The sequence below is a fragment of the Streptomyces auratus genome (assembly GCF_050433025.1).
GTDB lineage: Bacteria > Actinomycetota > Actinomycetes > Streptomycetales > Streptomycetaceae > Streptomyces > Streptomyces sioyaensis.
Map to the genome: position 1 here is coordinate 2,228,780 of NZ_JBNGCB010000003.1, position 24,008 is coordinate 2,252,787.

General features: G+C 72.4%; 24 protein-coding genes. 7 read left to right on the forward strand and 17 right to left on the reverse strand.

Translation table 11 applies throughout. The features are described 5' to 3' along the window. Nucleotides 1-7: 7 nt before the first annotated feature. The 4 genes from BKA18_RS29455 (at nt 8) to BKA18_RS29470 (ending at nt 4,951) form a co-directional block, all read left to right on the forward strand. Entirely contained in the window at nt 8-1,333 is a 1,326-nt protein-coding gene (locus tag BKA18_RS29455) for an extracellular solute-binding protein (RefSeq protein ID WP_366045777.1), read from the forward strand. Between the two features lie 5 nt (nt 1,334-1,338). Next, nucleotides 1,339-2,322: a carbohydrate ABC transporter permease gene (locus tag BKA18_RS29460; protein WP_366045778.1), complete on the forward strand. Its 984-nt coding sequence runs from the start codon at nt 1,339-1,341 to the stop codon at nt 2,320-2,322. Continuing rightward, nucleotides 2,319-3,167, forward strand: a complete 849-nt coding sequence (locus BKA18_RS29465) for a carbohydrate ABC transporter permease (protein ID WP_366045779.1) — start codon at nt 2,319-2,321, stop codon at nt 3,165-3,167. Before BKA18_RS29460 ends, BKA18_RS29465 begins: the two co-directional genes overlap by 4 nt. 113 nt (nt 3,168-3,280) lie before the next feature. Beyond that, the gene (locus BKA18_RS29470) at nt 3,281-4,951 is read left to right on the forward strand and encodes a glycoside hydrolase family 13 protein (RefSeq protein ID WP_366045780.1); all 1,671 of its coding nucleotides are present in this window, start codon (nt 3,281-3,283) and stop codon (nt 4,949-4,951) included. Between the two features lie 22 nt (nt 4,952-4,973). Here the strand turns inward: BKA18_RS29470 and BKA18_RS29475 are convergent, their stop codons facing one another. The 15 genes from BKA18_RS29475 to BKA18_RS29545 form a co-directional block, all read right to left on the reverse strand. After that, complete coding sequence (locus BKA18_RS29475) at nt 4,974-5,777, reverse strand: sirohydrochlorin chelatase (protein ID WP_366045781.1); 804 nt, start codon at nt 5,775-5,777, stop codon at nt 4,974-4,976. 4 nt (nt 5,778-5,781) lie between these two features. Next, nucleotides 5,782-6,738, reverse strand: a complete 957-nt coding sequence (locus BKA18_RS29480) for an ABC transporter permease (protein WP_366045782.1) — start codon at nt 6,736-6,738, stop codon at nt 5,782-5,784. Then, a complete protein-coding gene (locus tag BKA18_RS29485; RefSeq protein WP_366045783.1) occupies nt 6,725-7,528 on the reverse strand; it encodes an ABC transporter ATP-binding protein in 804 nt (267 codons plus the stop codon). The genes BKA18_RS29480 and BKA18_RS29485 overlap by 14 nt, the downstream gene beginning before the upstream one ends. A gap of 35 nt (nt 7,529-7,563) precedes the next feature. After that, a complete protein-coding gene (locus BKA18_RS29490) occupies nt 7,564-8,673 on the reverse strand; it encodes an aliphatic sulfonate ABC transporter substrate-binding protein (RefSeq protein ID WP_366045784.1) in 1,110 nt (369 codons plus the stop codon). 210 nt (nt 8,674-8,883) lie between these two features. Then, entirely contained in the window at nt 8,884-10,236 is a 1,353-nt protein-coding gene (locus BKA18_RS29495; protein WP_366045785.1) for a sulfate adenylyltransferase subunit 1, read from the reverse strand. A 2-nt stretch (nt 10,237-10,238) separates the two neighbouring features. Continuing rightward, the gene (gene cysD, locus BKA18_RS29500) at nt 10,239-11,189 is read right to left on the reverse strand and encodes a sulfate adenylyltransferase subunit CysD (protein WP_006602347.1); all 951 of its coding nucleotides are present in this window, start codon (nt 11,187-11,189) and stop codon (nt 10,239-10,241) included. Beyond that, complete coding sequence (cysC, locus tag BKA18_RS29505) at nt 11,186-11,719, reverse strand: adenylyl-sulfate kinase (protein WP_366045786.1); 534 nt, start codon at nt 11,717-11,719, stop codon at nt 11,186-11,188. The genes cysD and cysC overlap by 4 nt, the downstream gene beginning before the upstream one ends. A 20-nt stretch (nt 11,720-11,739) precedes the next feature. After that, the gene (locus BKA18_RS29510) at nt 11,740-12,432 is read right to left on the reverse strand and encodes a phosphoadenylyl-sulfate reductase (RefSeq protein ID WP_006602345.1); all 693 of its coding nucleotides are present in this window, start codon (nt 12,430-12,432) and stop codon (nt 11,740-11,742) included. Further along, a complete protein-coding gene (locus BKA18_RS29515; RefSeq protein WP_006602344.1) occupies nt 12,429-12,617 on the reverse strand; it encodes a hypothetical protein in 189 nt (62 codons plus the stop codon). Before BKA18_RS29515 ends, BKA18_RS29510 begins: the two co-directional genes overlap by 4 nt. Nucleotides 12,618-12,732: 115 nt before the next feature. Then, nucleotides 12,733-14,430 carry a nitrite/sulfite reductase gene (locus tag BKA18_RS29520; protein WP_366045787.1) on the reverse strand — a complete coding sequence of 566 codons (1,698 nt, stop codon included), beginning with the start codon at nt 14,428-14,430 and terminating at the stop codon, nt 12,733-12,735. A gap of 217 nt (nt 14,431-14,647) precedes the next feature. After that, nucleotides 14,648-14,731 carry a putative leader peptide gene (locus BKA18_RS29525; RefSeq protein WP_350257049.1) on the reverse strand — a complete coding sequence of 28 codons (84 nt, stop codon included), beginning with the start codon at nt 14,729-14,731 and terminating at the stop codon, nt 14,648-14,650. Nucleotides 14,732-14,823: 92 nt separating this feature from the next. After that, nucleotides 14,824-15,423 carry a GNAT family N-acetyltransferase gene (locus BKA18_RS29530; protein WP_366045788.1) on the reverse strand — a complete coding sequence of 200 codons (600 nt, stop codon included), beginning with the start codon at nt 15,421-15,423 and terminating at the stop codon, nt 14,824-14,826. Between the two features lie 129 nt (nt 15,424-15,552). Continuing rightward, a complete protein-coding gene (locus BKA18_RS29535) occupies nt 15,553-16,221 on the reverse strand; it encodes a class F sortase (protein WP_366045789.1) in 669 nt (222 codons plus the stop codon). A 147-nt stretch (nt 16,222-16,368) separates the two neighbouring features. Further along, complete coding sequence (locus BKA18_RS29540) at nt 16,369-17,229, reverse strand: LLM class flavin-dependent oxidoreductase (RefSeq protein WP_366045790.1); 861 nt, start codon at nt 17,227-17,229, stop codon at nt 16,369-16,371. A gap of 288 nt (nt 17,230-17,517) precedes the next feature. Beyond that, complete coding sequence (locus BKA18_RS29545; RefSeq protein ID WP_366045791.1) at nt 17,518-18,810, reverse strand: GAF domain-containing protein; 1,293 nt, start codon at nt 18,808-18,810, stop codon at nt 17,518-17,520. A 270-nt stretch (nt 18,811-19,080) separates the two neighbouring features. Between BKA18_RS29545 and BKA18_RS29550 the strand changes: the two genes are divergently transcribed. Next, nucleotides 19,081-19,506, forward strand: a complete 426-nt coding sequence (locus BKA18_RS29550) for a hypothetical protein (RefSeq protein ID WP_366045792.1) — start codon at nt 19,081-19,083, stop codon at nt 19,504-19,506. Nucleotides 19,507-19,597: 91 nt separating this feature from the next. Here BKA18_RS29550 and BKA18_RS29555 read toward each other — a convergent pair whose 3' ends face one another. Further along, nucleotides 19,598-20,566 (reverse strand): DMT family transporter, encoded by a 969-nt coding sequence (locus BKA18_RS29555; protein ID WP_366045793.1) that lies wholly within the window; start codon nt 20,564-20,566, stop codon nt 19,598-19,600. Nucleotides 20,567-20,708: 142 nt separating this feature from the next. Between BKA18_RS29555 and BKA18_RS29560 the strand changes: the two genes are divergently transcribed. Beyond that, nucleotides 20,709-21,167: an Lrp/AsnC family transcriptional regulator gene (locus tag BKA18_RS29560; RefSeq protein WP_366045794.1), complete on the forward strand. Its 459-nt coding sequence runs from the start codon at nt 20,709-20,711 to the stop codon at nt 21,165-21,167. Between the two features lie 91 nt (nt 21,168-21,258). On the opposite strand, the gene BKA18_RS29565 is transcribed toward BKA18_RS29560, so the two are convergent. Continuing rightward, entirely contained in the window at nt 21,259-22,914 is a 1,656-nt protein-coding gene (locus BKA18_RS29565; RefSeq protein ID WP_366045795.1) for an acyl-CoA dehydrogenase family protein, read from the reverse strand. An 18-nt stretch (nt 22,915-22,932) separates the two neighbouring features. On the opposite strand from BKA18_RS29565, the gene BKA18_RS29570 reads away from it, so the two are divergent. Continuing rightward, nucleotides 22,933-24,003 carry a YihY/virulence factor BrkB family protein gene (locus tag BKA18_RS29570; RefSeq protein ID WP_366045796.1) on the forward strand — a complete coding sequence of 357 codons (1,071 nt, stop codon included), beginning with the start codon at nt 22,933-22,935 and terminating at the stop codon, nt 24,001-24,003. The last annotated feature ends 5 nt before the right edge of the window (nt 24,004-24,008 follow it).

Here is a 24,008-nt window from a genome sequence, read left to right on the forward strand (position 1 = left end):
AGCACTCATGGCCTTGAGCCGCAGAACCCTGCTCGCGGGCGGTCTCGCCGCCGGAGCCGGGCTCACCAGCGGTTGCGCGGGCAAGTCCTTGGACACCCTGTTGACCCAGGCTGCCCACGTCCCGCGTACCCCGGCCACTCTCACCTGGTGGGTGTCCGAAATCCCCTCCCGGGGCGGTCCCGTGGTGGCCGACCTGATCATTCGTGCGTTCCAGCGCCGACATCCGAATATCCGTGTCCGAAAGTCGAACGCCCTGAGTACGACCGACAGCAATCGGGCCGCGGTCACCACCCAGCTCGCGGGCGCCTCGCCCACCCCCGACGTCTATCTCGGCGACACCATCTGGCCGGCCCAGTTCGGCGCCAACTCCCTTGCCCTGCCGTTGCAGAAGCTGCTGCCCAAAGACTTCTGGGAGGGGTATCCGCCGGCCCTGCGCCGGGTCAGCGAATACCGCGGCGCCGTCTATGCGCTGCCCTTCTTCACCGACAGCGCCTTCCTCTTCTACCGCAAGGACCTGCTGGCCAAGCACGGACTGCCGGTGCCCCGCACCTGGGAGGAGCTGCTGCGCACCTCCCGCACGATCCAGCGGTCCGGTGACGCCGCCTACGGCTTCCTCTGGCAGGGGAACGTCTCGGAGTCGCTGACCTGCAACGTCACCGAGTTCCTGGCCGACGCCGACGCCCCCGTACTGGATCACTCGGGCGGTGTGGCGCTGAACGGTCCGGGCGCGGAGCGGGCCTTTGCGCTGATGCGGGAGTTCACCGAGACCGGAGTCACCCCTTCTACGGTCACCACCTACGTCGAGGCGGACTCGCAGGACGCCTTCACCGGCGGCCGCGGCGTGTTTCTGCGCAACTGGTCCTACGCGTGGGGCAATTCGGCCGACCGCTCGGCCTCCAAGATCGCCGGCCGGGTCGGCGTCGCACCCCGGCCCGGCTTCGCCGGCGGCGGCCCGCCCGGGGTGAGCTGCGCCGGCGGCTGGAGCAACTTCGTCAATCCCAACTCCCACCACCTCGGAGCCGCGGTCGCCTTCGCCCGCTTCTGCGCGGGCGAGGAGGCACAGATGATCCTGCTGAAGAACGCCGGGGTGATTCCGGCGCTGCAAGAGGTACTCACCAGACCCGAGGCCCGCAAGGTCGGCGACCCCACGCTCACCATGACGCACGAACTGCACCTGGTCGCCCGGCCGGTGCAGACCCCGTACTACTCCCAGGTCAGCAAGGCGCTCTACACCCAGGCCAACGCGGTGACCGGCGGCCGGACCTCGCCGGCCCAGGCCGTGCGCGCGGCCCGCGCCGACATCCGCACCGCGCTGGAAGGCAGGGCACTGTGAATGCCGTGACCTCCTCCGCGACCGTGTCGCGGGAACCGGCCGCCGAGCAGGCGGGCCCCCGGAACGGACCGGCCCCGGACAGCGGCGGTCCGGCCCGTGCCAGCCGGCGCCGACGGGCGCGCACCGGCTGGCTCTTCGCCTCGCCGGCGCTGCTCACCATCGGTGCGGTGACCGTCTTCCCGGTGCTCTTCTCGGTCCTGCTGAGCTTCGCCGATGTCCGCCTGGAATACGGCGGGTTCAGCTTCCGCTCCCTGACGGGCGACCATTACGCCGCCGTGCTGAGCAGCCCGGAATGGCGGCAGGCGCTCGCCTTCACCTTCGGCTTCACCGTCGTCACCGTCGTGCTGGAGCTGGTGCTGGGCACCGCGGCCGCGCTCGTACTGGACCGGCTGGGCGCCGCCCGCGGCGGGGTCCTTGCCGTGCTGCTGCTGCCCTGGGCGCTGATCAATGTGGTCGCCGCCCAGCTGTGGGGCTATCTCTTCAACGGCACCTACGGCGGGCTGACCTGGTTCTTCGAGCAGATACTCGGCCACCAGCCGGACATTCTCGGGCAGCCCGCCTCCGCCATGGGCGCCATGGTGGTGGTCGATGTATGGAAAACCACGCCCTTTGTCGCCATTGTCGTCCTCGCCGGGCTGATGCTGATTCCCGACGACGTCTACGAGGCGGCAGAGATCGACGGGGCCAACGCCTGGACCACGTTCTGGAAGGTGACCCTGCCGCAGCTGCGCCCGATCATGGCCATCGCCGTGCTCTTCCGCATCCTGCAGGCCTTCGGCGTCTTCGACCTTCCCTTCGTGCTGACCCAGGGCGGTCCCGGCACCGCCACCCAGTCCCTGGCGATCCTGGGCTACAAAACGCTCTTCCAGAACCTCGAAATCGGCCGGGGCGCGGCGGTGGCGACCACCTCCGCCGTGATCGTGGTCGGCTGCTGTCTGCTCTTCCTGCGGCTCTTCAAGGCGCAGGCCGACGAAGGGGGGCGGGGATGAGCCGCCGCGCACCGGCGTCCGGCATCCGCCGGTACTGCAACGTCGTCAACCTCGGCGGTCTGGCGATCGTCGTGCTGTCGACGCTGCCGCTGTACTGGATGCTCGCGTCGTCCTTCAAGGGCCCGGGGGAGATCAGCGCCGCCCCGCCGACCCTGGCACCCGAGTCGCCGACGCTCGGCAACTACGCGGAGGCCTTCGTCCGCAACGGCATCGGCCGCTATCTGCTCAACAGCGTGCTGGTGGCCTCGGTCTCGACGGTCGTCGTGCTGGGCCTGTCCTTCTTCGCCGGGTACGCCCTGGCCCGAACCCCGCTGCGGGGCCGCGGCCCGCTGATGACCGCACTGCTGATGCTGTCCGTCTTCCCGCCGATCGCGCTGGTCGTCCCGCTGTTCCTGCTGGAGCGGCAGCTGGGGCTGCTCAACAGCTACGCCGGCCTGATCGTGCCGTACGTCGCGCTCAATCTGCCGTTCGCCATCTGGATCATGCGCAACTATCTGGTCGGTATCCCGCATGAACTGGAGGAGGCGGCCACCGTCGACGGCGCGGGGCCGCTGCGGATCGTCCTGACCGTCATCGCCCCCCTCGCCCGGCCGGGCCTGTTCACCGCGGGCATCTTCACCTTCACCGCGACCTGGGCGGAGTTCCTGCTGGCGCTGACCTTCAACAGCGAGGACGGCCACCGCACCGTCCCGGTCGGCATCGCCCTGTTCACCAGCCAGTACACGGTCCCCTACGGGACGCTCTTCGCGGGCGCGGTGGCCGCCACCCTGCCCATCGGCATCCTCGTCCTGATCTTCCGTCGCTCGATCGTCTCGGGCATGACCTCGGGGGCGGTCAAGGGGTGACTCCTCGGCCGCGGGGCCGGCGCCGGTGCCGGCCCCACCCCGCCCCGTCGCGTGCGTCGCCGCACCGCGCCGTAACCCGCCACGCAACCGCAACCGCACCGAAGGGTATCCACGTGACCGCACAGCACCTCGGCTCCGACAGCAACACCACCGACTGGTGGCGGCAGGCCGTCGTCTACCAGGTGTATCCGCGCAGTTTCGCCGACTCCGACGGCGACGGTCTCGGTGACCTCCCCGGCGTGACCTCCCGGCTGCCCTACCTCGCCGGCCTGGGCGTGGACGCCGTCTGGCTGAGCCCCTTCTACCCCTCGGAGCTGGCCGACGGCGGCTATGACGTCGCCGACTACCGCGACGTCGACCCGCGGCTGGGCACCCTCGACGACTTCGACGCCATGGTCGCCGAGGCCCATCGCCTCGGCATCAAGGTGATGGTGGACATCGTGCCCAACCACTCCTCCGACCAGCACGTCTGGTTCCAGGAGGCGTTGCGTGCCGCCCCCGGCTCCGCCGCCCGGGAGCGCTACGTCTTCCGCGAGGGGCGGGGCGAGCGAGGGGCGGAGCCGCCCACCGACTGGGTCTCCTGCTTCGGCGGCCCGGCCTGGACCCGGCTGCCCGACGGCTGGTGGTACCTCCACCTCTTCGCCCCCGAGCAGCCCGACTTCAACTGGGACAACCCCGAGGTCCGCGCCGACTTCCGGCAGACCCTGCGCTTCTGGTCCGACCGCGGCGTCGACGGCTTCCGGGTCGATGTGGCCCACGGCCTCGCCAAGGACCTGGCCGCACCGCTGCGCGACATCGGCGGCGTGGAGAGCTACCGGCCGGAAGACCTGCCCGAAGACGGCAGCCACCCCTTCTGGGACCGGGACGAGGTCCATGACATCTTCCGCGAGTGGCGCAAGGTCTTCAACGAGTACGACCCGCCCCGTATCGCCGTCGCCGAGGCCTGGGTGCGCAACTCCCGCCGCACCGCCTACGCCACCCCCCAGGAGCTGGGGCAGGCCTTCAACTTCGACTTCCTGAAGGCGAAGCTGGACGCGCCGGAGCTGCGCGCCTCCATCGACACCGCGCTCGCCGACGCCCGGGCCGCCGGCGCGACGGCCACCTGGGTGCTCTCCAACCACGACGTGATCCGGCACGCCTCGCGCTACGGCCTCCCGGAGGGCCGCGACGAGGAGGCCTGGCTGCTCTCCGACGGCCAGGAGCCGCCGCTGGAGCGGGACTTCGGGCTGCGCCGGGCGCTGGCCGCGACCCTGCTGATGCTGGCGCTGCCCGGTTCGAGCTACCTCTACCAGGGCGAGGAACTGGGACTGCCCGAGGTCGCCGACCTGACCCGCGACAGCCTCCAGGACCCGGTGTGGACCCGCAGCGCGGGCCGGCTGAAGGGGCGGGACGGCTGCCGGGTGCCCCTGCCGTGGCGGCGCGCGGGCAGCTCGTACGGGTTCGGCAGCGGCGGTGCGTGGCTGCCGCAGCCCACGGGCTGGGGCGAGTGGTCCGTCGAAGCGCAGGAGGGCGTGGCGTCCTCGCCGCTGGAGCTGTACCGCGCGGCGCTGGCCACCCGCCGCCGGCTGATCGCCGACGAGGCGCTGGAGTGGGCCGACGAGGCACCGACCGCAGCCCCGGACATACTCCACTTCCGCCGCTCGGGCGGCTGGGAGTGTGTGGCCAACCTGTCGGACGAGCCCCGGCCGCTGCCGGCCGGCGAGCTGCTGCTGTCCTCCGCACCGGTCACCGGCGGTCAACTCCCGCCGTGGACCACGGTCTGGCTGCACACCGCGGCCGGCTGACCGGCGCACCGGGCGGGACCGGTCAGGCGATCAGCGCCGGCCGGTCCGCACCGGCCCGGTCCGCGACCGCCGCGTCGTACCGCCGGAGCAGCAGCCGGGCCAGCTCGGGCGCGGCCCCGAGGACCGGCGCCAGGACATCGGCACCGGCCTCGCGGGCCCCGGCGGCGATGCGGTCCGGCAGGAAACCGGGCGCGATGACGTACGGGGCGACGGCCACCCGCTCGGCGCCCTCGGCCCGCAGTTCCCGCACGGCATCGGCCGTGCGGGGCAGAGATGCGGAGGCGAACGCAGGTCGCACGGCGCACCATCCAGCAGTGCGCCGCCACTCCCGCGCGATTTCAGCGATCACTGCGATCGCCTCCGGGTCGGAAGAGCCCGCCGAGGCCAGCACGACCCCGGTCGAGCGGCGGTCGCCGGGCCGCACCCCGGCCTGGGCCAGCCGCCGCTCCAGCGCGGCGGTCAGCAGGGCGGACGGGCCGAGCACCGCGGCCTGGTGGACGGCCAGTCGGGGCAGCCGGGTGGCGGCTTCCCGCAGTACCGCCGGGATGTCGGACTTCGCATGGAAGGCGCGGGTGAGGAGGAGCGGCAGCGCCACCACGTCCCGTACGCGCCCGGACGCCGGCCCTGCGCGCCGCCCCGCCGTCTCGTCCGCCAGCCGCTCCAGCACCCGCGGCACCCGGGGCGCATGGAAGTCGAGATAGCCGACCTCGACGCGCAGCCCGGGCCGCAGCGCCCGCACCCGTGCACAGAGCGCGGAGACGGTCGCCGCGTGCCGCGGGTCGCGGCTGCCGTGGGCGATGACGAGAAGCGTGGGGCGTGCGTCCATGGGGTCAGCTCTTGACGAGGAGGCCGCGGCTGCGCAGCACCCGGCGCTCGATCGGGGCGAAGATCAGCAGCTCGATGCCGATGCCGACGATCAGGATCAGCAGGATCGCGGCGAGCACCCAGGACATGTCCTGGAGTTCGCGGCCCTGTTCCAGCAGCTGACCCAGGCCGGTGCCCAGATCGGGCGCGTTGACGATGAGTTCGGCGGCCATCAGGGAACGCCAGGAGAACGCCCAGCCCTGCTTGAGTCCGGCGATGTAGCCGGGCAGCGCGGCCGGCAGCAGCACATGCCGTACCCCGGTGAGACCGGTCGCGCCGATGGTGCGGCCGGCCCGCAGATAGAGCGGGGAGATCTGGTCGACGCCCGCCACCAGGCCGTTGGCGATCGACGGGACCGCACCGAGCAGCACCACCGCGTAGATCGTGGCGTCGCTCAGCCCGAACCAGATGATCGCGGCCGGGACCCAGGCCACCGAGGGCAGCGACTGCAGACCGCTCAGGATGGGCCCGATCGCGGCCCGAACGGCCTTGACCCGGGCGACGATCAGGCCGAGCACCGTACCGATGGCGACCGACGTCACAAAGCCCAGGGCGCCACGCGAGACGCTGGTCCACACGAAGCTCAGCAGAGTGCCCTCCAGCCACTTCTGCTTCAGTGAGCCGAAGACGTCCAGGGGGCTGGGCAGCAGGTAGTGCGGCTTCAGCGCGAAGTGGTAGGCGAGCTGCCACAGGCCGAGCACGATGGCGATGGCGATGACGGGCGGCAGCGCCTTGGCGGCGGCGGCCCGCAGCCACGGCTGCCGGGCGACGACCCGGGATTCGAGGGCGTCGAGTCCGGCCTCCAGACCGGCGAGGTCACCGGCGTCGGTGGTGGCGTCGGTGCCGGCGGCCGCGGGCTCCTCGCCGTTCCGGGCGCTGGGCGCGGCGGGTGCGGCGGGTTCGTCGGTCTCAGTGCTGGCCATGTCGGCGGATCTCCCCCCGGAGCTGTTCGGTGATCTCGATGGAAAGGTCGGCGACCGCGGCGTCCTCGATGCGGCGCGGTTGCGGGATGTCGACCTGCCACTCGCGGGCGATCCGGCCCGGACGGGAGGACAGCAGCACCACCCGCTCGGCGAGCCGTACGGCCTCGCGGACGTTGTGGGTGACGAAGAGGACGGACAGGTTCGTCTCGCGCCAGATGCGGGTCAGTTCGTCGTGCAGCACATCGCGGGTGATCGCGTCGAGCGCGGCGAACGGCTCGTCCATCAGCAGCAGCTGGCTGTCCTGCGCGAGCGCCCGGGCCATCGCGACGCGCTGGCGCATCCCGCCCGACAGCTCGTGCACCCGCTTGCCGTGGGCACCCTTGAGCCGGACGAGTTCCAGCAGCCGCTCGGCCTCGGCACGGCGCTCCGCGCGCGGCACCCCGCGCAGCCGCAGCGCCAGTTCGATGTTGCGGCCCGCGGTCAGCCACGGGAACAGCGCATGTTCCTGGAACATCAGCGCCGGCCGGCCGCCCGGCGTCTCGATGGCGCCGGCGGACGGGGCGTCGAGGCCGGCCACCAGGTTGAGCAGGGTGGACTTGCCGCAGCCCGAGGCCCCCAGGAGGCAGACGAATTCACCGGGCGCCACATCGATGCTGATGTCCTCCAGCACATGCTGCTGTGCGCCGGTGCGGCCGAACGACTTCGAGACATGGTCGATGCGAGCCGCGTACGGCACGGTGGTGCCCGTGTCCGCCGTGGCGGGCTGCTTGGTGAGCGTGGTGGTCGTCATCGGTGTCACCTCCTGGGGGAGTGCGGTGCTGCGGGCTACTTGCTGCCGAGTCCGGCGTCGTCGACCGGCTGCTTGCCCTCGGACTTGAGCACCTTGTTCAGCAGCGTGAGGTCGTAGATGCCCTTGAGGTCGGGCTTCTTCAGCAGGCCCGCCTTGACCGCGTGGTCCGCCTCCTGCTGGAGCGTGGCGGCCAGCGGGTCATCGGTGATCTGGACGTTCCCGAACGCCGGGTCGATGACGTTCGCGGGCAGCGCCTTGCCGGCGACGTCCGGGGAGGCGAGCTTGTCGTTCAGGGCCTTCTTCGCCTCGGCCGGGTGCGAGCGGATCCAGGCGTTGGTCTGCACCGAGGCCCGCAGCACCGCCTCGACGGCCTTCGGGTGCTCCTTGAGGAACTTCTGCGAGACGATCATGTTCGTGATGACGAACTTGCCGTCCTTCCACAGCGTCTTCTCGTCCAGGAGCTTCTTGCCGCCCTCGGCGACGAGCTTGGAAGCGGTGGGCTCGGGGACCCAGGCGCCGTCGATGGAGCCCTGCTGGAAGGCGGTGGGCGTCACCTTGTTGTCGGTGCGCTGGACGGTGACGTCACCCTTGCCGGTGGTGGGGTCCACCTTGAAGCCCTTGCCGGCCAGGTAGTTCAGCAGCGCGACGTCCTGGGTGTTGCCCAGCTGCGGGGTCGCGAGCGTCTTGCCCTTGAGATCGTTCAGGCTCTTGATCTTCTTGGGGTTGACCACCAGCGACACCCCGCCGGAGGCCGAACCCCCGATGATCTTCAGGCTCTTGCCGTGCGACTTGGCGTAGCCGTTGATGGCGGGGGAGGGGCCGATCCAGCCGATGTCGATGGCGCCCGAGTTGAGCGCCTCGATCTCGGCGGGGCCCGCGTTGAAGACGGAGGACTTCACCTCCGTGCCGCCCAGCTCCTTTTGGAACTGGCCGTTCTGGAGGCCGATCAGGGGAGTGGCGTGCGTCGTGTTGCCGAAGAGCCCGATCGTCACGTGATCGAGCCCATCGGTCTTGGGGCCCTTGGGGGCGACCCCGGCCGCTGTGTCCTTCTTGGCCTGGGAACCGTAGGCGCAGGCGCCCAGCGCTCCGGCCAGGAGCGGGACGGTGACAGCAGCGGCCAGCAGGCGGTGACGAACGGCAGACACGGAAGGTGTTCCTCTCGGAGGGCCGGGTCGGTGTGCCCCTATGGCACGCCCGGCAGATCGACGGATCTTCGGTAGCAGGGTGAGGGGAGAGCGGAGGGAGACATCGTCAGCACACACATCGGCCGACTCCGCCCTGCCCGCTGCCCAGGGCGCCGCTGCCGATGCGGCCGCCCTCAATCGCGAAGGTCGAGAACACGTCCTGGATCATGATCAGAAGTCCCATCCCTCGTCGTCACCATCGGCCTGCGCGGCCTCGGCCGCCGCCTGTGCGAAGGCGTGGCCCGCCATCCCCGCGGTCAGCGTCGTGCCGTCCGCCGGGTCGATCAGCAGGAAGGAGCCGGTGCGCCGGGAGTCGGCGTAGGCGTCCAGGGCCAGCGGCTCGGCCGTGCGGACCTTGACCCGTCCGATGTCGTTGGCGACCAGCTCACCGGGCGCCGGGTGCTGGGAGAGGTCGTCCAGCGTCAGCCGGGACGGGATGTCCTTGACGATCGCCTTGACCGTGCGGGTGGTGTGCTTGAGCAGCACCCGGTCGCCGACCTTCAGCGGACGGTCCGCCACATGGCAGATGGTCGCCTCGATGTCCTGCGAGACGGCCGGCGCGGTGGCCGTCGGGGCGATCAGGTCGCCGCGCGAGATGTCCAGGTCATCGCTGAGCCGGACGGTCACCGACTGCGGTGCCCACGCGGTGTCCACGGCCTGGCCGAGCGCGTCGATCGCCTCGATGGTGCTCGTACGGCCCGAGGGAAGCACGGTGACGGCGTCGCCGACGCGCAGCACACCGGAGGCGATCTGGCCCGCGTAGCCGCGGTAGTCGGGGTGCTCCGCGGTCTGCGGACGGATGACGAACTGGACCGGGAAACGGCCGGGGTCGTTCGAGGGGTCGGTGACGACCGGCACGGTCTCCAGGTGTTCCAGCACGGTCGGGCCGCCGTACCAGTCCATGTTGGCCGACGCGGACACGACGTTGTCGCCGGCCAGCGCCGAGATCGGGATCGCGGTGATCTCCGGGACGCCCAGCGAGGCCGCGTAGGTCGTGAACTCCTCGGCGATGGCGGCGAAGACGGGCTCGGCGTAGTCGACCAGGTCCATCTTGTTGACGGCCAGGACCACGTGCGGGACCCGCAGCAGGGCGGCGACCGCGGCGTGCCGGCGGGTCTGCTCGACCACGCCGTTACGGGCGTCGACCAGCACCACGGCCAGTTCGGCGGTGGAGGCGCCGGTGACCATGTTGCGGGTGTACTGCACGTGCCCGGGGGTGTCCGCCAGGATGAACCGGCGCCGCGGGGTGGCGAAGTAGCGGTAGGCGACGTCGATGGTGATGCCCTGCTCGCGCTCGGCGCGCAGCCCGTCGGTCAGCAGCGCCAGGTCGGGCGCCTCCTGCCCGCGGCCCAGGGAGACGCGCTCGACGGCCTCCAGCTGGTCGGCGAGCACCGACTTGGAGTCGTGCAGCAGCCGGCCCACCAGCGTCGACTTGCCGTCGTCGACGGATCCGGCGGTGGCGAACCGCAGCAGCGAGGTGGCACCCGCGTCAACGACGTCTTCAACAGCATGGGTCGTGCTCATGGTTAGAAGTACCCCTCGCGCTTGCGGTCCTCCATGGCGGCCTCGGACATCTTGTCGTCGGCCCTGGTCGCACCCCGTTCGGTCAGCCGGGACGCGGCGATCTCCGCGATGACGGCCTCGATGGTGTCCGCGTCGGAGTCGACGGCACCGGTGCAGGACATGTCGCCGACGGTGCGGTAGCGCACCTGCCGGGTCTCCAGGGTCTCGCCGTCCTTGGGGCCGCCCCACTCACCGGGCGCCAGCCACATGCCGCTGCGGCCGAAGACCTCGCGCTCGTGGGCGTAGTAGATGGCGGGCAGTTCGATCTTCTCGCGGGCGATGTACTGCCACACGTCCAGCTCGGTCCAGTTGGACAGCGGGAAGACCCGGACGTGCTCGCCGGGGGAGTGCTTGCCGTTGTAGAGCTGCCACAGCTCGGGGCGCTGCCGGCGCGGGTCCCAGCCGCCGAACTCGTCGCGCAGCGAGAACACCCGCTCCTTGGCGCGCGCCTTCTCCTCGTCCCGGCGGCCGCCGCCGAAGACCGCGTCGAAGCGGTTCTTCTCGATGGCGTCCAGCAGCGGGACGGTCTGCAGCGGGTTACGGGTGCCGTCCGGGCGCTCGCGCAGCTCACCGCGGTCGATGAAGTCCTGTACGTGGGCGACGTGCAGCCGCAGCCCGTGCCGCTCGACGGTGCGGTCGCGGTAGTCGAGGACCTCGGGGAAGTTGTGCCCGGTGTCGACGTGCAGCAGCGAGAACGGCACCGCGGCCGGCGCGAACGCCTTCAGCGCGAGGTGCAGCATGACGATGGAGTCCTTGCCGCCGGAGAACAGGATCACCGGCCGCTCGAACTCGCCCGCCACCTCGCGGAAGATGTGCACGCCCTCGGACTCCAGCGAGTCGAGGTGGGAGAGGGCGTACGGGGAGTCGCCCTCGTGGCCCGGGCCGGTCGCGGTGATGGAAGCGGCCGTCGTCATGCCAGTCCCCTCTCGGTGAGCAGCGTGTGCAGCGCCGCGGCGGACTCCTGCACGGTCTGGGTGTGCGACTCGATGCGCAGATCGGGCGATTCGGGGGCCTCGTACGGGTCGTCCACGCCGGTCAGCCCGGAGATCTCGCCGGCCGCCTGCTTGGCGTACAGCCCCTTCACATCCCGCTCGGAGCACACCTCGACGGGGGTGGCCACATGCACCTCCAGGTACGCGGTGCCCTCGGTCTGGTGGCGCTTGCGCACCGCCTCCCGGCTGTCCGCGTACGGCGCGATCACCGGCACCAGCGCCTTGACGCCGTTGCTCGCCAGCAGTTCGGCCACGAAGCCGATGCGCTGGACGTTGGTGTGCCGGTCCTCGCGGCTGAAGCCGAGCCCCGCGGAGAGGAACTCGCGGATCTCGTCGCCGTCGAGCACCTCGACCCGGTGGCCCTCGCCGCGCAGCCGGCCGGCCAGCTCGTGCGCGAGGGTCGTCTTGCCCGCGCTCGGCAGACCGGTCAGCCAGATCGTGGCGCCCGTCATGGCTATCTCCTGATGGTCCGTCATCCGTGCAGCCCGCACTCGGTCTTGTTGCTGCCGGCCCAGCGGCCGGCCCTGGCGTCCTCGCCCTCCAGCACCCGGCGGGTGCAGGGCGCACAGCCGACGGAGGCGTAGCCGTCCATCAGCAGCGGATTGGTGAGCACCCCGTGCTCGGTCACGTACGCATCCACATCGGCCTGCGTCCAGCGGGCGATCGGCGAGATCTTCACCTTCTGCCGCTTGGGGTCCCAGCCGACGACCGGGGTGCCCGCCCGGGTCGGCGACTCGTCCCGGCGCAGCCCCGTCGCCCAGGCGTCGTAGGCGGCCAGACCCTCTTCGAGGGGCCGGACCTTGCGCAGCGCGCAGCACAGGTCGGGGTTGCGGTCGTGCAGCTTCGGGCCGTACTCGGCGTCCTGCTCGGCCACGGTCTGCCGCGGCGTCAGGGTGAGGACGTTGACATCCATCACCTCGGCGACCGCGTCCCGCGTCCCGATCGTCTCCGGGAAGTGGTAGCCGGTGTCCAGGAAGACCACGTCCACGCCGGGGAAGGCCCGCGAGGCCAGGTGCGCGACGACCGCGTCCTCCATGGAGGAGGTGACGCAGAAGCGCGGACCGAAGGTCTCGGCGGCCCACTTGAGGATCTCCAGGGCGGATGCGTCCTCCAGATCGCGGCCCGCCTGCTCGGCGAGCTGCTGAAGGTCGGTAGCGGTGGTCACGGCGTACCTCCGTCGGAAGCGGAAGGGGAGAGGTCGGTGGCTCCCGGGGCCAGCAGGCCCAGGAACTTCAGCCGGAACGCCCGGCTGCACGACCGGCATTCCCACGCTCCGTGGCCCTCCTCGGAAGGCTGGAGGTCCTCGTCCCCGCAGTACGGGCAGTAGAACGGCGCGGCGCGTTCGCTCACGGTGTCCCCCGCTCAGCCCCGGCGCGCTCGGGTGCGCCGGCTTCCCTCGTCACTGCTCGTTCCTTCGTCACTGCGCGGCTCCTCGGTCCAGCCGGCGCCGCGCGCCGAGGCTCGCTCACTTCAGCGCACCCTCTTCCGCACGGGCCGCCCACTGGGCGAACCGCTCGCCTTCCTCGCGCTCCGCCTCGAAATTGCGCAGCACCCGCTCGACGTAGTCGGGGAGTTCCTCGGCGGTGACCTTCAGCCCGCGGACCTTGCGGCCGAAGCCGGCCTCCAGGGCCAGCGCGCCGCCCAGGTGCACCTGGTAGCCCTCGACCTGGTTGCCGTCGGCGTCCAGGACCAGCTGGCCCTTGAGGCCGATGTCCGCGACCTGGATGCGGGCGCAGGCGTTGGGGCAGCCGTTGAGGTTGATGGTGATCGGCTCCTGGAAGTCCGGCATCCGGCGCTCCAGTTCGTCGATGAGCCAGGCACCGCGGCCCTTGGTCTCGACGATGGCGAGCTTGCAGAACTCGATGCCGGTGCAGGCCATCGTGCCGCGCCGGAACGGCGAGGGGGTGACCTGGAAGTCCAGCGCCTCCAGCCCGGCGACCAGCGCGTCGACCTGGTCCTGCTCGACGTCGAGGATGATCAGCTTCTGCTCGACGGTGGTGCGCAGCCGGTCGGAGCCGTGCGCGGCGGCGAGTTCGGCGATCTTGGTCAGGGTGGTGCCGTCGACCCGGCCGACGCGCGGGGCGAAGCCCACGTAGAAGCGGCCGTCCTGCTGCCGGTGCACACCGATGTGGTCACGCCAGGTGGAGACAGGCTCTTCGGGCGCGGGGCCGTCGACCAGCTTGCGCTGGAGGTACTCATCCTCCAGCACCTGGCGGAACTTCTCCGGGCCCCAGTCGGCCATCAGGAACTTCAGCCGGGCGCGGGTGCGCAGCCGGCGGTAGCCGTAGTCACGGAAGATGCCGACGACACCGGCCCACACGTCCGCGACCTCGTCCAGCGGCACCCAGGTGCCCAGGCGCTGGGCGAGCTTGGGGTTGGTGGACAGGCCGCCGCCGACCCAGAGGTCGAAGCCGGGGCCGTGCTCGGGGTGGACGACACCGACGAAGGCCACGTCGTTGATCTCGTGGACCACGTCCTGGACGGGCGAGCCGGAGATCGCCGTCTTGAACTTCCGCGGCAGGTTGGAGAATTCCTTGCTGCCGATGTAGCGCTCGTGGATCTCGTCGACGGCCGGGGTGCCGTCGATGATCTCGTCCGCCGCGATGCCGGCCACCGGGGAGCCGATGATCACTCGCGGGCAGTCGCCGCAGGCCTCGGTCGTGGAGAGCCCCACGGACTCCAGCTTCTCCCAGATGGCGGGGACGTCCTCGATGCGGATCCAGTGCAGCTGGATGTTCTGCCGGTCGGTGATGTCCGCGGTGCCGCGGGCGTACTGCTCGGAGACCTCGCCGATGGCGCGCAGCTGCGCCACGGTCAGCCGGCCGCCGTCGATCCGGACCCGCAGCATGAAGTACTTGTCGTCCAGCTCCTCCGGCTCCAGGATCGCGGTCTTGCCGCCGTCGATCCCGGGCTTGCGCTGGGTGTACAGACCCCACCAACGCATCCGTCCGCGCAGGTCGTTGGGGTCGATCGAGTCGAAACCGGCCTTGGAGTAGATCGTCTCAATGCGTGTCCGCACATTGAGACCGTCGTCGTCCTTCTTGAACTGCTCGTTGCCGTTGAGCGGAGTGAAGTGCCCCACGGCCCACTGGCCCTCGCCGCGGTGGCGGCCGGCCTTGCGGCGGGTCGAGGCAGCTGCGGTCGATTCCGGGGTGGCGGCCATGGATGTCTGTCCTTCTGGGCGGGCTCAAGGAGGCGGACGGGGATCTCCGGACGCCTGGCATGACCTGCGCAGACACACCGAAGGGCGGCGCGTGGCAACGCGTCGGTGAGGCCTGCGGGGCAGGGGGCGTCAGGGCGTCCGCGACGGCGGGGACGAGGGGCGGAGGTTCGGTGGTGCTGAGTGCTGCCAAGGGCCGAAGGCCCTGGTGAATGCGACCTCAGCCCGCCCGACAAATGGCGCTGGACATGCGGCCGAGGTCGACGTGCCGCCGACTCACCAAGGCAATTCCAGCTCGAGACATGACGGAAGCCTGTCACGCCGTTCTCCGGCCAGTCCACCGTCATCCAAAATATGGACAACTCTGTCCCGCATCGCGAGACAATGTGCTGTCGGTCACTCTCCGGCGGCCGCGCCGGCCGTGCGGGGCCCCGCCCCGGGCCACGGGCCGGGGGCCGGTACGTCGGGCTCCTCGGCCACCGTGGTGTCGTACAGCCGGAAGCCGCGCCGCTGGTAATTGGCCATCGCGTGCCGGCCGTCCTTGCTGCACGTGTGCACCCACACCCGCTTCGTCGGGGCCTGCCCCGGCCACCGCTCGGCGAGGTCCCAGGCCCGCTCGATCCCGTACGAGAGCAGCAGCCCGCCGATCCGGCGCCCCCGGAAGGCCGGGAGGAGTCCGAAGTAGACGATCTCCACGGACCCGTCCGGGCCTGCCTCCAGCTCGATGAACCCGGCGGGGGTCCCGCGCTCGTACGCCACCCAGGTCTCTACGCCCGGCCCCCCGAGGTACTCCGCCCACCGGGTGTACGGCCACCTCAGCCGGTCGGTCCAGGTGACGTCCCCGCCGACCGCCGTATAGAGGAAGCGGCTGAACTCCGGCGAGGGCACCTCGGACCGGGCGATCCGGACGCCCTGCTCGGGCGGCGGCCCCTGGACGGGAGTCAGGTCGGCCCGCGAGGTCTGTTCGAGGTACCAGGTGGTGACCGAGAGGCTCATGGCGTCAGCACATCACACCCGGTCGGGCCCTGGCCACGGATCGGGGGAGAGCCTGGAGAGGCGGGCCGGGCCGCGTCCGCATCATGAGATGTCCGCTCATCTCGGGGCGGCACCGGCCGGCGGGCCGGCCTACGCGGTCCCCGTCATCCGGGCGAAGACCACCACATTGCCCGCGTAGCCGGAGCCCGCCGCATAGGCGCCGCCGCAGGTCAGCACGCGCAGCTCGGGGCGCCCGGTGGGGCCGTAGACCTTCCGGGCGGGGAACTTGTGCTTGTCGAAGACCTGGATCCCGTAGACCTCGAAGACCGCGGTCCGGCCGTCCTTGCGGGTCACCCGGATCGTCCGGCCCTTCTCCAGGGCGCCCAGCCCGTAGAACACGGCGGGTCCGGCGGCGCTGTCGACATGCCCGACGAGGACGGCGGTGCCGTTCTCCCCCGGCGTCGGGGCGTCCGCGTACCAGCCCGCCAGCCCGGGCTCACCGGCCGGCGGCGCCTCGATCCAGCCGTGCCCGTCCAGGCCCAGCGGCATCAGCGGGGCCGACACCCCGATCGACGCGATCGCCACCCGGGAGGGCACGGAACGGGGCAGCGGGGGCGGCGCCGGGCCGGTGGGCGGGAGGTCGCCGGGGAAGAGCACACCGCCGGCCGCCGGCTGCGGCGGCCCGTCCGCCTCGCCGGACAGCCCCTGACGCACCATGCCGAGGCCGATCAGTCCGGCCAGGACCAGCACGCCCCACCGGGGCCGACGGGCGGCGGCCGGTTCCGCGGCCGCCGCTTCGGTCGGGCCTGCCGGGCTCATCGCTCACCTCCCGCGGCCGCGCGCCCCGCGGTGCACGGTCCGCAGTCGGCACGCTAGGCGCGCCCGCGGGGCGGCGGCGAGCGCAGTTGGCCGAACGGGTGGCGGCCGGCCCGGCCGCCCGGACCCGCCGGGCGGCCGACGTGTCGGCTACTCCGTCCCGAACACCGCGTCGGCCAGCCGCTCGACCTGGTCCGGGCCCGGGGACCAGCAGTAGAGCATCACTTCGTCCGCGCCGATCGCCCGGTACGCGGACACCGCCGCACGGATCTGTGCCCCGGTGGTGAGCAGCCCGTTGACGACATGGTCGGTGTGGCCGCTCGGCTGGTAGTACGCGCGCAGTTCCCGGCGGGCGCGGTCGACGACCGACGGCGGGCCGAGCGCCACATTGACCTGGGCCAGCAGCCGCGGCCGGCCCGTACGCCCGGTCCGCGACCACGCCTCCTCCACGGCGCGGAACATGCCGTCCATGTGCGCGGGCGGCAGGCTGGCGCCGAGGAAGCCGTCGCCGTAGCGGGCGACGCGCTCGATCGCGGCGGGTACGAAGCCGCCGAACAGCACCTCGGGCCCACCGGGCCGCGCGGGCGCGGGACCGATCGGGCCGACCTCCTCGGAGAGCGGCTCGCCCGACCAGAGCCGCCGCAGGGTCGCCATCTGTGCGTCCAGCCGCCGGCCACGGGTGCGCAGGTCGACGTCGGCGGCCAGATAGTCGTCGTCGCGGCCGCCGATACCGATGCCGAGGGTGAAGCGGGAGCCGGAGAGCAGATCGAGGGTGGCGGCCTGCTTGGCGAGCAGCGCCGTACGGTGCAGCGGGGCCAGCAGCACCTCGGTCTGGAGGCGGATCCGGGAGGTGGCGCCGGCCAGGGTGGCCAGCGTGATCAGCGGTTCGGGGTTGTGGAACACCAGCCGGTCGAGCAGGGCGACCGTGGTGAAGGGGGTGGCTTCGGCGCGCCGGGCCCAGCTGAGCAGCTGCGCGGGGTCGCCGATGGGAAGGCCGAGGCCGACGGACATGGAGGTCCTCCAGAAGGACGTGCGGGCATGACGGAACTCGATGTCGCCCACTCGTCCTCTTCCGCGCGGGGTGGCGCGGGCTGCTCCCGTTCTGCGACGTCCTTCTGGAGGGAGCTGCGGTATGAGTGCGGCCCACCCTAGGAGAGGGGAACGCGCGTCCGCATCCGAATTTCCGCGCCGGCCCCGCGCCGCCCGGTCAGCCCCGCTCGCGCCGTCGGCTCATCTCCGCCCGCGCCACCCGGTCATCCCGGCCCGCGCCGTCGGCTCGTCCCCGCCCGCGCCACCCGGTCACCCCCGCCGAGCCGCCGCCACCGCGGGCGCCGACGACTGCGGGAGCAGATGGGCCCGCGCCGCCGGCAGCCGGAGCTCCACCTCCACCCCGTCCGCGAAGCGGTACGGCCGGTGTGCCAGCACGCTCGCGAGATGGCGGCGCAGGCGGGAGAGTTCGGCCCGCACCGTGACCGTACGGCTCTCGTCGCCGAACAGGTCCCGGGCGAGTTCGGCGGCGCTGCGCCCCTGCGGATGCGCGGCGAGGACGAACAGCAGCTCGGCATGGCGCGGCGTCAGCTCGTGCGCCCAGCTACCGGCCGGGCCGCTGACGGTGATCGTGGGGCCGTCCCGGCCGCTGACGTCCAGCAGCACCCGGCTCGGTCCCCCGTCCCGCTCCTGCCGCCCGACCCGGATCAGCCAGCCGCCGGGCAGCGGCTCCAGCGCGCAGCTGCCGTACCGCGGCAACCACAGCGGCCCGGCCTGGGGCGCCTTGGGCAGCGCCACCCGGTCCGGCGGCGTCAGGCCCGTGACCCCCACGACCCAGCCGTTCGGGTCGACGGCCAGCGCCCGCCCGCCGAGCCGCGCCAGCACCGGCGCCGCGCTCGACCGCAGCCGCTCCAGGGACAGCTGGTGGCGGCTGCGCAGCTCGCCCTCCGCGAGCCGGGCGACCGCGGACACCAGGGAGAGCGTCGTGGGGTGGAAGGAGGGCGCCGGACCGCTGAGGTCCACCGTGCCCAGCAGCCGTCCGTCGCGCGGGTCGTGGAGCGGCGCCGCGGCACACGTCCACTGGTGATGGCTGCGGACGAAGTGCTCCGCAGAGTGCACCAGTATGGGCCGGCGGGCCACCAGCGCGGTGCCGATGGCATTGGTGCCGACGACGCCCTCCCGCCAGTCGGCGCCCTTGTCGAAGCCCAGCCGGTCGGCCATCCGACGGACCGGCGCGCTGCCCTCGCGCCACAGCACCCGGCCCTCGGCGTCGGTGACGACCATGATCTGCTGCGCGGCGTCGGCGGCCGGCAGCAGCCCCTCGTGGAGGACCGGCAGCACCGCCGCCAGCTGGGAGACCTGCCGACGGTGCTCCAACTCCGCGACCGAGAGCAGGGTTTGCGGCGAATCGCGGTCCGGGTCCACGCTCCCCGAGACCAGCACCCGGCGCCAGGATTCGCCGATCACCGCGCGGGGTGCGGCGAGCGGAGCGCCGCCCGTCGCCTCGCCCGCGAGCGCGGCCTCGTGCACCGTGGCGAGGCGGCGGGTGGTGGCGCGGACGTCCCGGTCCGACCAGATGGCGCTGTCGATCGGTCTGTCGCTCACGCTGCTCTCCGTTGTGCACTCCGGTGGGCGGTGCCCAGCGAGCCGTCATCAGGCCGTCCTGGAAGGGCCATTGTTCCGGTCCGTCGCAACGCACTGCAACGCATTGCAACCGTTGTGGCCCCTGAGGTGTACGGGGGATTCTGGTGCCGGCGGCCGATGGCGCCTCGCCACCGCGGGCTCGCCGGTCACCCGTCGGAGACCCCGCCGGTTGTCGCCGGGGACGCCATCGGCCGCCGTGAGACATCGGCACGGTGCGGGAGGGGGCTCACCATGGTGTCCGCCGCCCCGCGTCTCGTGGTGATCGGAGCGAACGAGGGGGCGCGCCTCGCGCGTGCCGCCCGGCTGGCCGACCACTACGGGATCCCCCGATTGCCCGCGGCCGACCTCCTGCTCAGGCGCCGGCCGCTGCCTCCCGGCGGCTACGTCATCGACAGCGCCCCCCAACTCCTCGACGGGGCGAGCGGCATCGGCGGTCTGCGCCCCGCGCTGGCCTTCGCCGACCTCGTCGTGCTGCTGCACGGCGCGGAGTGGACCGGTGCGGACGAGGCCCGGCGGGTGCTGCGCTACTACGAGGCGCGCGGGATGCTGGCCGCCTTCCCGCCGGATGCACCGGACGGCGACCTCATCGTGGCGGTCGACGCGGTGCTGCGCGGCCGCACCGAGGACCCGCCGGACGGGCCGGCCGGCGGCCCCTGAGACAGGGAGCGGTGCCGAGTCGGCGCGGCACCGCTCCCCGACCACCGCGGAGGTGGTGGCCCGCCCCGGCGGGGTGTGACCCGGCCGCGCGTCAAAGGGGCTGGACGTCGGCTTCGGCACCATGAGAGCCATCGACGACATGCCCGACGTCCTGCCTACTCCCTGTTCGCTTGTCCGAGAGGGCCGGCACTTCGGGTGAGTCGGGCAGGGCTGCCGCGGTGGGCCGGCGGGCGGCCAGTGCGGCTCCGGCCAGGACCAGCAAGGTGCCGACGACCGTGCGTGTGGTGACGGGTTCGGAGCGCAGGAGCACTCCCGCGGCGACCGCGACGACCGGCGCGACGTAGGTGATGAACGCAGCACGTGCCGGGCCCTCGGCGCCGATCAGGGCGAAGAACGCGGTGAAGCCGCCCGCCGTGCAGGCCGCGCCCAGGCCGATGACCGCGACCAGGACCCGGGCCGTGACCTGCGGAGCCGGTTCCGTGACCGCGGCCACCGCCAGCAGTGGGCCGGCGGCCGGCGCCAGCATGCCCGCGGCGACGGTCAGGGGTGGTACGCCGGGGAAGAGACGGTGCATCAGCACCGCGCCCACCGCGTAGCAGGCCGCGGCTGCCCACACGAGTACGGCACCCGTGCCCGTGCCCGCCACCCCGAGCAGGACGACGACGCCGAGGAAGCCGAGAGCCGCACCGGCCCACGCCCCGCGCGCCAGTCGCCGACGCTTCCCCCAGAAAAGGCCCAGGGCCAGGATGAACAGCGGTTCCGTGGCGATCAGCACCCCGGCGAGCCCGGAAGGCACCGTGCGCTCACCCACCGCGATGAGGGTGAGCGGAGCGGCGACCTCCACCGCGGCGAGCAGCAGCAGTGGACGCCATCGCTCGCGCAGCAGCCGCGGCAGGCCGCGCCGCCACGCCATCGGCAGGAGGACCAAGGCCCCCAAAGTGACCCGCCCCGCCGCCACGCTCACCGGCCCCAGCCCCTCCAAGGCCACGCTGACCAGAAGGTAGGGCACGCCCCACAGCACGGACACGGTCATGAACAGCAGCAGGCCACGGCGGCTCATCGGCACTCCACGGGTCGAAGAACATGCCCGGATCAGGCATGGGCAGACCGTACGCACGGGCACCGGGGCGCTGGAATGCACACTGTGCCGCTGAGCCGAGCTTCCACTTGCCATGTGTTAAGTCCCGAGGTGTGATCACGGCATGGCGACCCTCGACTCCACCGACTGGCAGTTGCTCGAACTGCTGCAGCACGACGCCCGACTCGGCTTCCGTGAACTCGCACGGCGGGTAGGGCTCAGCCCCCCGGCCGTGGCCACCCGGGTACGGCGCCTGGAGAGCCTCCAAGTGATCACCGGCTACAGCGCCCGCGTCGACCCGGCCAAGGCCGGCTGGCCCGTCCACGCTTTCGTGGTGCTGTCCACAGCGGGCATCCGCCAGTCCCACCAGACCGCCCACCTCGCGCAGGCCGCGCCGCACATCCTCGAAGACCACCGTGTCACCGGCACCGACGACCACATCCTGCGCGTGGTCGCGCACGAGATCGGCGCGCTCGAACCGCTCATCGACCAGCTCAACGAGCTCGGTAAGCCGGCGACCTCCTTCGTCCTCTCCTCGCCCAAGGCATGGGCCCCCATCCCGCCGCCCACCGCGTCCGGCTGACGCCTGCACCGTGGATGCTCCGCGGCGAACCGGCGCCGACCGGTCCGGCCCGCCGCGGCGCCGAGCCCGCCCCCTTCTCCGTGCCGCCGGCTCAGTCCGGCGGGCAGTCGTCGATCTCCGGCCGGGCCCGCTCCACCACCGCGGCGAGATCCAGCGTGTGCGGCAGCGTCCCGAACGCCGCCCCGGCATCGCCGCCGAGCCGGGAGGCGCAGAATGCATCCGCGACCTCGGGCGGTGCGTGGCGCACCAGCAGCGACCCCTGGAGCACCGTCGCCATCCGCTCCACCAGCCGCCGGGCCCGGGCCTCGATGCCCTCCAGGTCGGCGAGTTCGGTGAGCATCGCCCTGATCGCCCGGTCCAGCCGGTGGTCCGCGCCCCGCGCCGTCCCGATCTCGGTCAGGAACGCGTTCAGCGCGTCGGGTTCGCGCCGCAGGGCCCGCAGCACGTCCAGCGCCTGGACGTTGCCGGCCCCCTCCCAGATCGAGTTGAGCGGCGCCTCGCGCAGCAGCCGCGGCAGCCCGGACTCCTCCACATAGCCGTTGCCGCCCAGGCACTCCAGCGCCTCGGCCACCACCGGGGTGCAGCGCTTGGTCACCCAGTACTTCGCCGCCGGCACCGCCAGCCGCAGAAAGTTCCGGTCCTGCTCGGTGTCGCCGTCGTACGCCGCCGCCAGCCGCAGCGCGAGGGTGGACGCCGCCTCCGACTCCAGCGCCAGATCGGCCAGCACATTGCGCATCAGCGGCTTGTCGATCAGCGGGCCGCCGAACGCCTCCCGGTAGGCGGTGTGGTGCACCGCCTGTGCCACCGCCTGCCGCATCACCGCCGCCGACGCGGTGACACAGTCCAGCCGGGTGGCCGCGACCATCTCGATGATGGTGGCCACCCCGCGCCCCTCCTCGCCGACCCGGCGGGCCCAGGTCTGCCCGTCGAACTCCACCTCCGCCGAGGCGTTCGAGCGGTTGCCGAGCTTGTCCTTGAGCCGCTGGATGCGAAAGGCGTTCCGACTGCCGTCCGGCAGCACCCGGGGCAGCAGAAAGCAGGTGAGCCCTCCCGGCGCCTGGGCCAGCACCAGGAAGGCGTCCGACATCGGCGCCGAACAGAACCACTTGTGCCCGGTCAGGACGTATTCGCCGGGTGCGGCCAGGGGTTCGGCGCGGGTGGTGTTGGCCCGTACGTCGCTGCCGCCCTGCTTCTCCGTCATGGCCATCCCGGCCAGCGCCCCGCCCTTCTCGGCGACCGGCCGCAGCTCCCGGTCGTACACCTGCGAGGTCAGCAGCGGCTCCCACTCGGCCGCCAGCTCCGGCTCGGCGCGCAGCGTGGGCACCGCCGCATGGGTCATCGACAGCGGGCAGCCGTGCCCCGCCTCGGCCTGGGTCCACACGAGGAAGCCGGCGGTGCGCCGGACATGGCCGTCGGGCCGGGACCAGGCGCCGGTCAGTCCGGCCGTGACGGCGTGGCCGAGCAGCCGGTGCCAGGCCGGGTGGAACTCGACCTCGTCGATGCGGTGGCCGTAGCGGTCATGGGTGCGCAGTACCGGCGGACAGTCATTGGCCTGCTCGCCCCACTGGCGGGCGTGCGCGGAGCCGGCCGCCCGTCCCAGGGTGTTCAGCTCCTCGCGTACCTCGTCGAGCCGGGCCTCGGCGATGTGCCGGGTGATGCCCTCGGTGAGGACCGGGTCGCTCCCGAAGACGTTGTATCCGACCAGCGGCGGGGGCTGGTTCGTGACGGTGTGAGTGGTGGCTGCCATGCCCGATACGGTAAGGAGGTGCAGCCGGCAAACGAACCAACCGAGCGGCCCGCGGGGCGCCTGATCAAGGCCCGTGCCCTCTACCGCAATGTCTCCAAGCGCCGGCTGGCCTGGCTGCTGCTCAAGGACACCGTCCACTCCTGCATGAAGTACCGGGTCACTGGTCTGGCCGCCGAGGCCGCGTTCTGGAGTCTGCTGTCGCTGCCCCCGCTGATCCTCGGGCTCCTGGGTGTGCTCGGCTACACGCAGGCGTGGATCGGCCACGACACCCTCCACCACGTCCGGCAGCAGATCCTCTCCGGCGCCGGCACCGTGCTGTCCAGCCGCGGCGTGAACGAGATCGCCCGGCCGCTGCTGCACGATGTGTTCACCGGCCGCCGCCCGGACGTCATCTCCATCGGCTTCGCCATCGCCCTGTGGTCCGGCTCCCGGGCGATGAACGTCTTTGTCGACACCATCACCATCATGTACGGCCTCGACGGCCGGCGCGGCATCGTGCGGACCCGGCTGCTGTCGTTCGCGCTGTACCTCGCCGCGCTCGTCGTCGGCGCCGTCACACTGCCGCTGATGGTCGCCGGCCCCGACACCGTCGTGGGCTGGCTGCCGGCCAGCGAGCACATCATCCGGGCGCTGTACTGGCCGGTCGTCCTGATCCTCTCGGTGGCCTTTCTGACCACGCTCTACCACGCGTCCGTACCGGTCCGTTCGCCCTGGCCGGAGGACATTCCCGGCGCGGTGGTCGCCCTCGGCATGTGGGTGCTCGGCAGCTTTCTGCTCCGCCTCTACCTCACCTCGACGGTCGAGGGCCCCACGATCTACGGCTCGTTGGCCGCACCGGTCGCGGTCCTGCTGTGGATCGGGGTGTCCGCCTTCGCGGTGCTGGTCGGGGCCGCGATGAACGCCTCACTCGACCGCGTGTGGCCCTCGGTCGCCACGGCCGCGGCCCGCGAGGAGGCCGCCCGCCGACTGGAGGCCAGGGCGGCGGCGAAGCCCGCGAGGGAGCCGGGGGAGCGAGGGAAGGGCGAGGCCGGCGGCGAGCGGCCCGGCACCGACGGCGGTCAGGGCAGCGACGGCCGGCGCGACGACTGAGCCGA

Coding starts and splice junctions, on each gene's coding strand:
- BKA18_RS29455 (WP_366045777.1), top strand. CDS start 8: ATGGCCTTGAGCCGCAGAACCCTGCTCGCGGGCGGTCTCGCCGCCGGA.
- BKA18_RS29465 (WP_366045779.1), top strand. CDS start 2,319: ATGAGCCGCCGCGCACCGGCGTCCGGCATCCGCCGGTACTGCAACGTC.
- BKA18_RS29475 (WP_366045781.1), bottom strand. CDS start 5,777: ATGGACGCACGCCCCACGCTTCTCGTCATCGCCCACGGCAGCCGCGAC.
- BKA18_RS29480 (WP_366045782.1), bottom strand. CDS start 6,738: ATGGCCAGCACTGAGACCGACGAACCCGCCGCACCCGCCGCGCCCAGC.
- BKA18_RS29485 (WP_366045783.1), bottom strand. CDS start 7,528: ATGACGACCACCACGCTCACCAAGCAGCCCGCCACGGCGGACACGGGC.
- BKA18_RS29495 (WP_366045785.1), bottom strand. CDS start 10,236: ATGAGCACGACCCATGCTGTTGAAGACGTCGTTGACGCGGGTGCCACC.
- cysD (WP_006602347.1), bottom strand. CDS start 11,189: ATGACGACGGCCGCTTCCATCACCGCGACCGGCCCGGGCCACGAGGGC.
- cysC (WP_366045786.1), bottom strand. CDS start 11,719: ATGACGGGCGCCACGATCTGGCTGACCGGTCTGCCGAGCGCGGGCAAG.
- BKA18_RS29520 (WP_366045787.1), bottom strand. CDS start 14,430: ATGGCCGCCACCCCGGAATCGACCGCAGCTGCCTCGACCCGCCGCAAG.
- BKA18_RS29525 (WP_350257049.1), bottom strand. CDS start 14,731: ATGTCTCGAGCTGGAATTGCCTTGGTGAGTCGGCGGCACGTCGACCTC.
- BKA18_RS29530 (WP_366045788.1), bottom strand. CDS start 15,423: ATGAGCCTCTCGGTCACCACCTGGTACCTCGAACAGACCTCGCGGGCC.
- BKA18_RS29535 (WP_366045789.1), bottom strand. CDS start 16,221: ATGAGCCCGGCAGGCCCGACCGAAGCGGCGGCCGCGGAACCGGCCGCC.
- BKA18_RS29540 (WP_366045790.1), bottom strand. CDS start 17,229: ATGTCCGTCGGCCTCGGCCTTCCCATCGGCGACCCCGCGCAGCTGCTC.
- BKA18_RS29550 (WP_366045792.1), top strand. CDS start 19,081: ATGGTGTCCGCCGCCCCGCGTCTCGTGGTGATCGGAGCGAACGAGGGG.
- BKA18_RS29555 (WP_366045793.1), bottom strand. CDS start 20,566: ATGAGCCGCCGTGGCCTGCTGCTGTTCATGACCGTGTCCGTGCTGTGG.
- BKA18_RS29560 (WP_366045794.1), top strand. CDS start 20,709: ATGGCGACCCTCGACTCCACCGACTGGCAGTTGCTCGAACTGCTGCAG.
- BKA18_RS29565 (WP_366045795.1), bottom strand. CDS start 22,914: ATGGCAGCCACCACTCACACCGTCACGAACCAGCCCCCGCCGCTGGTC.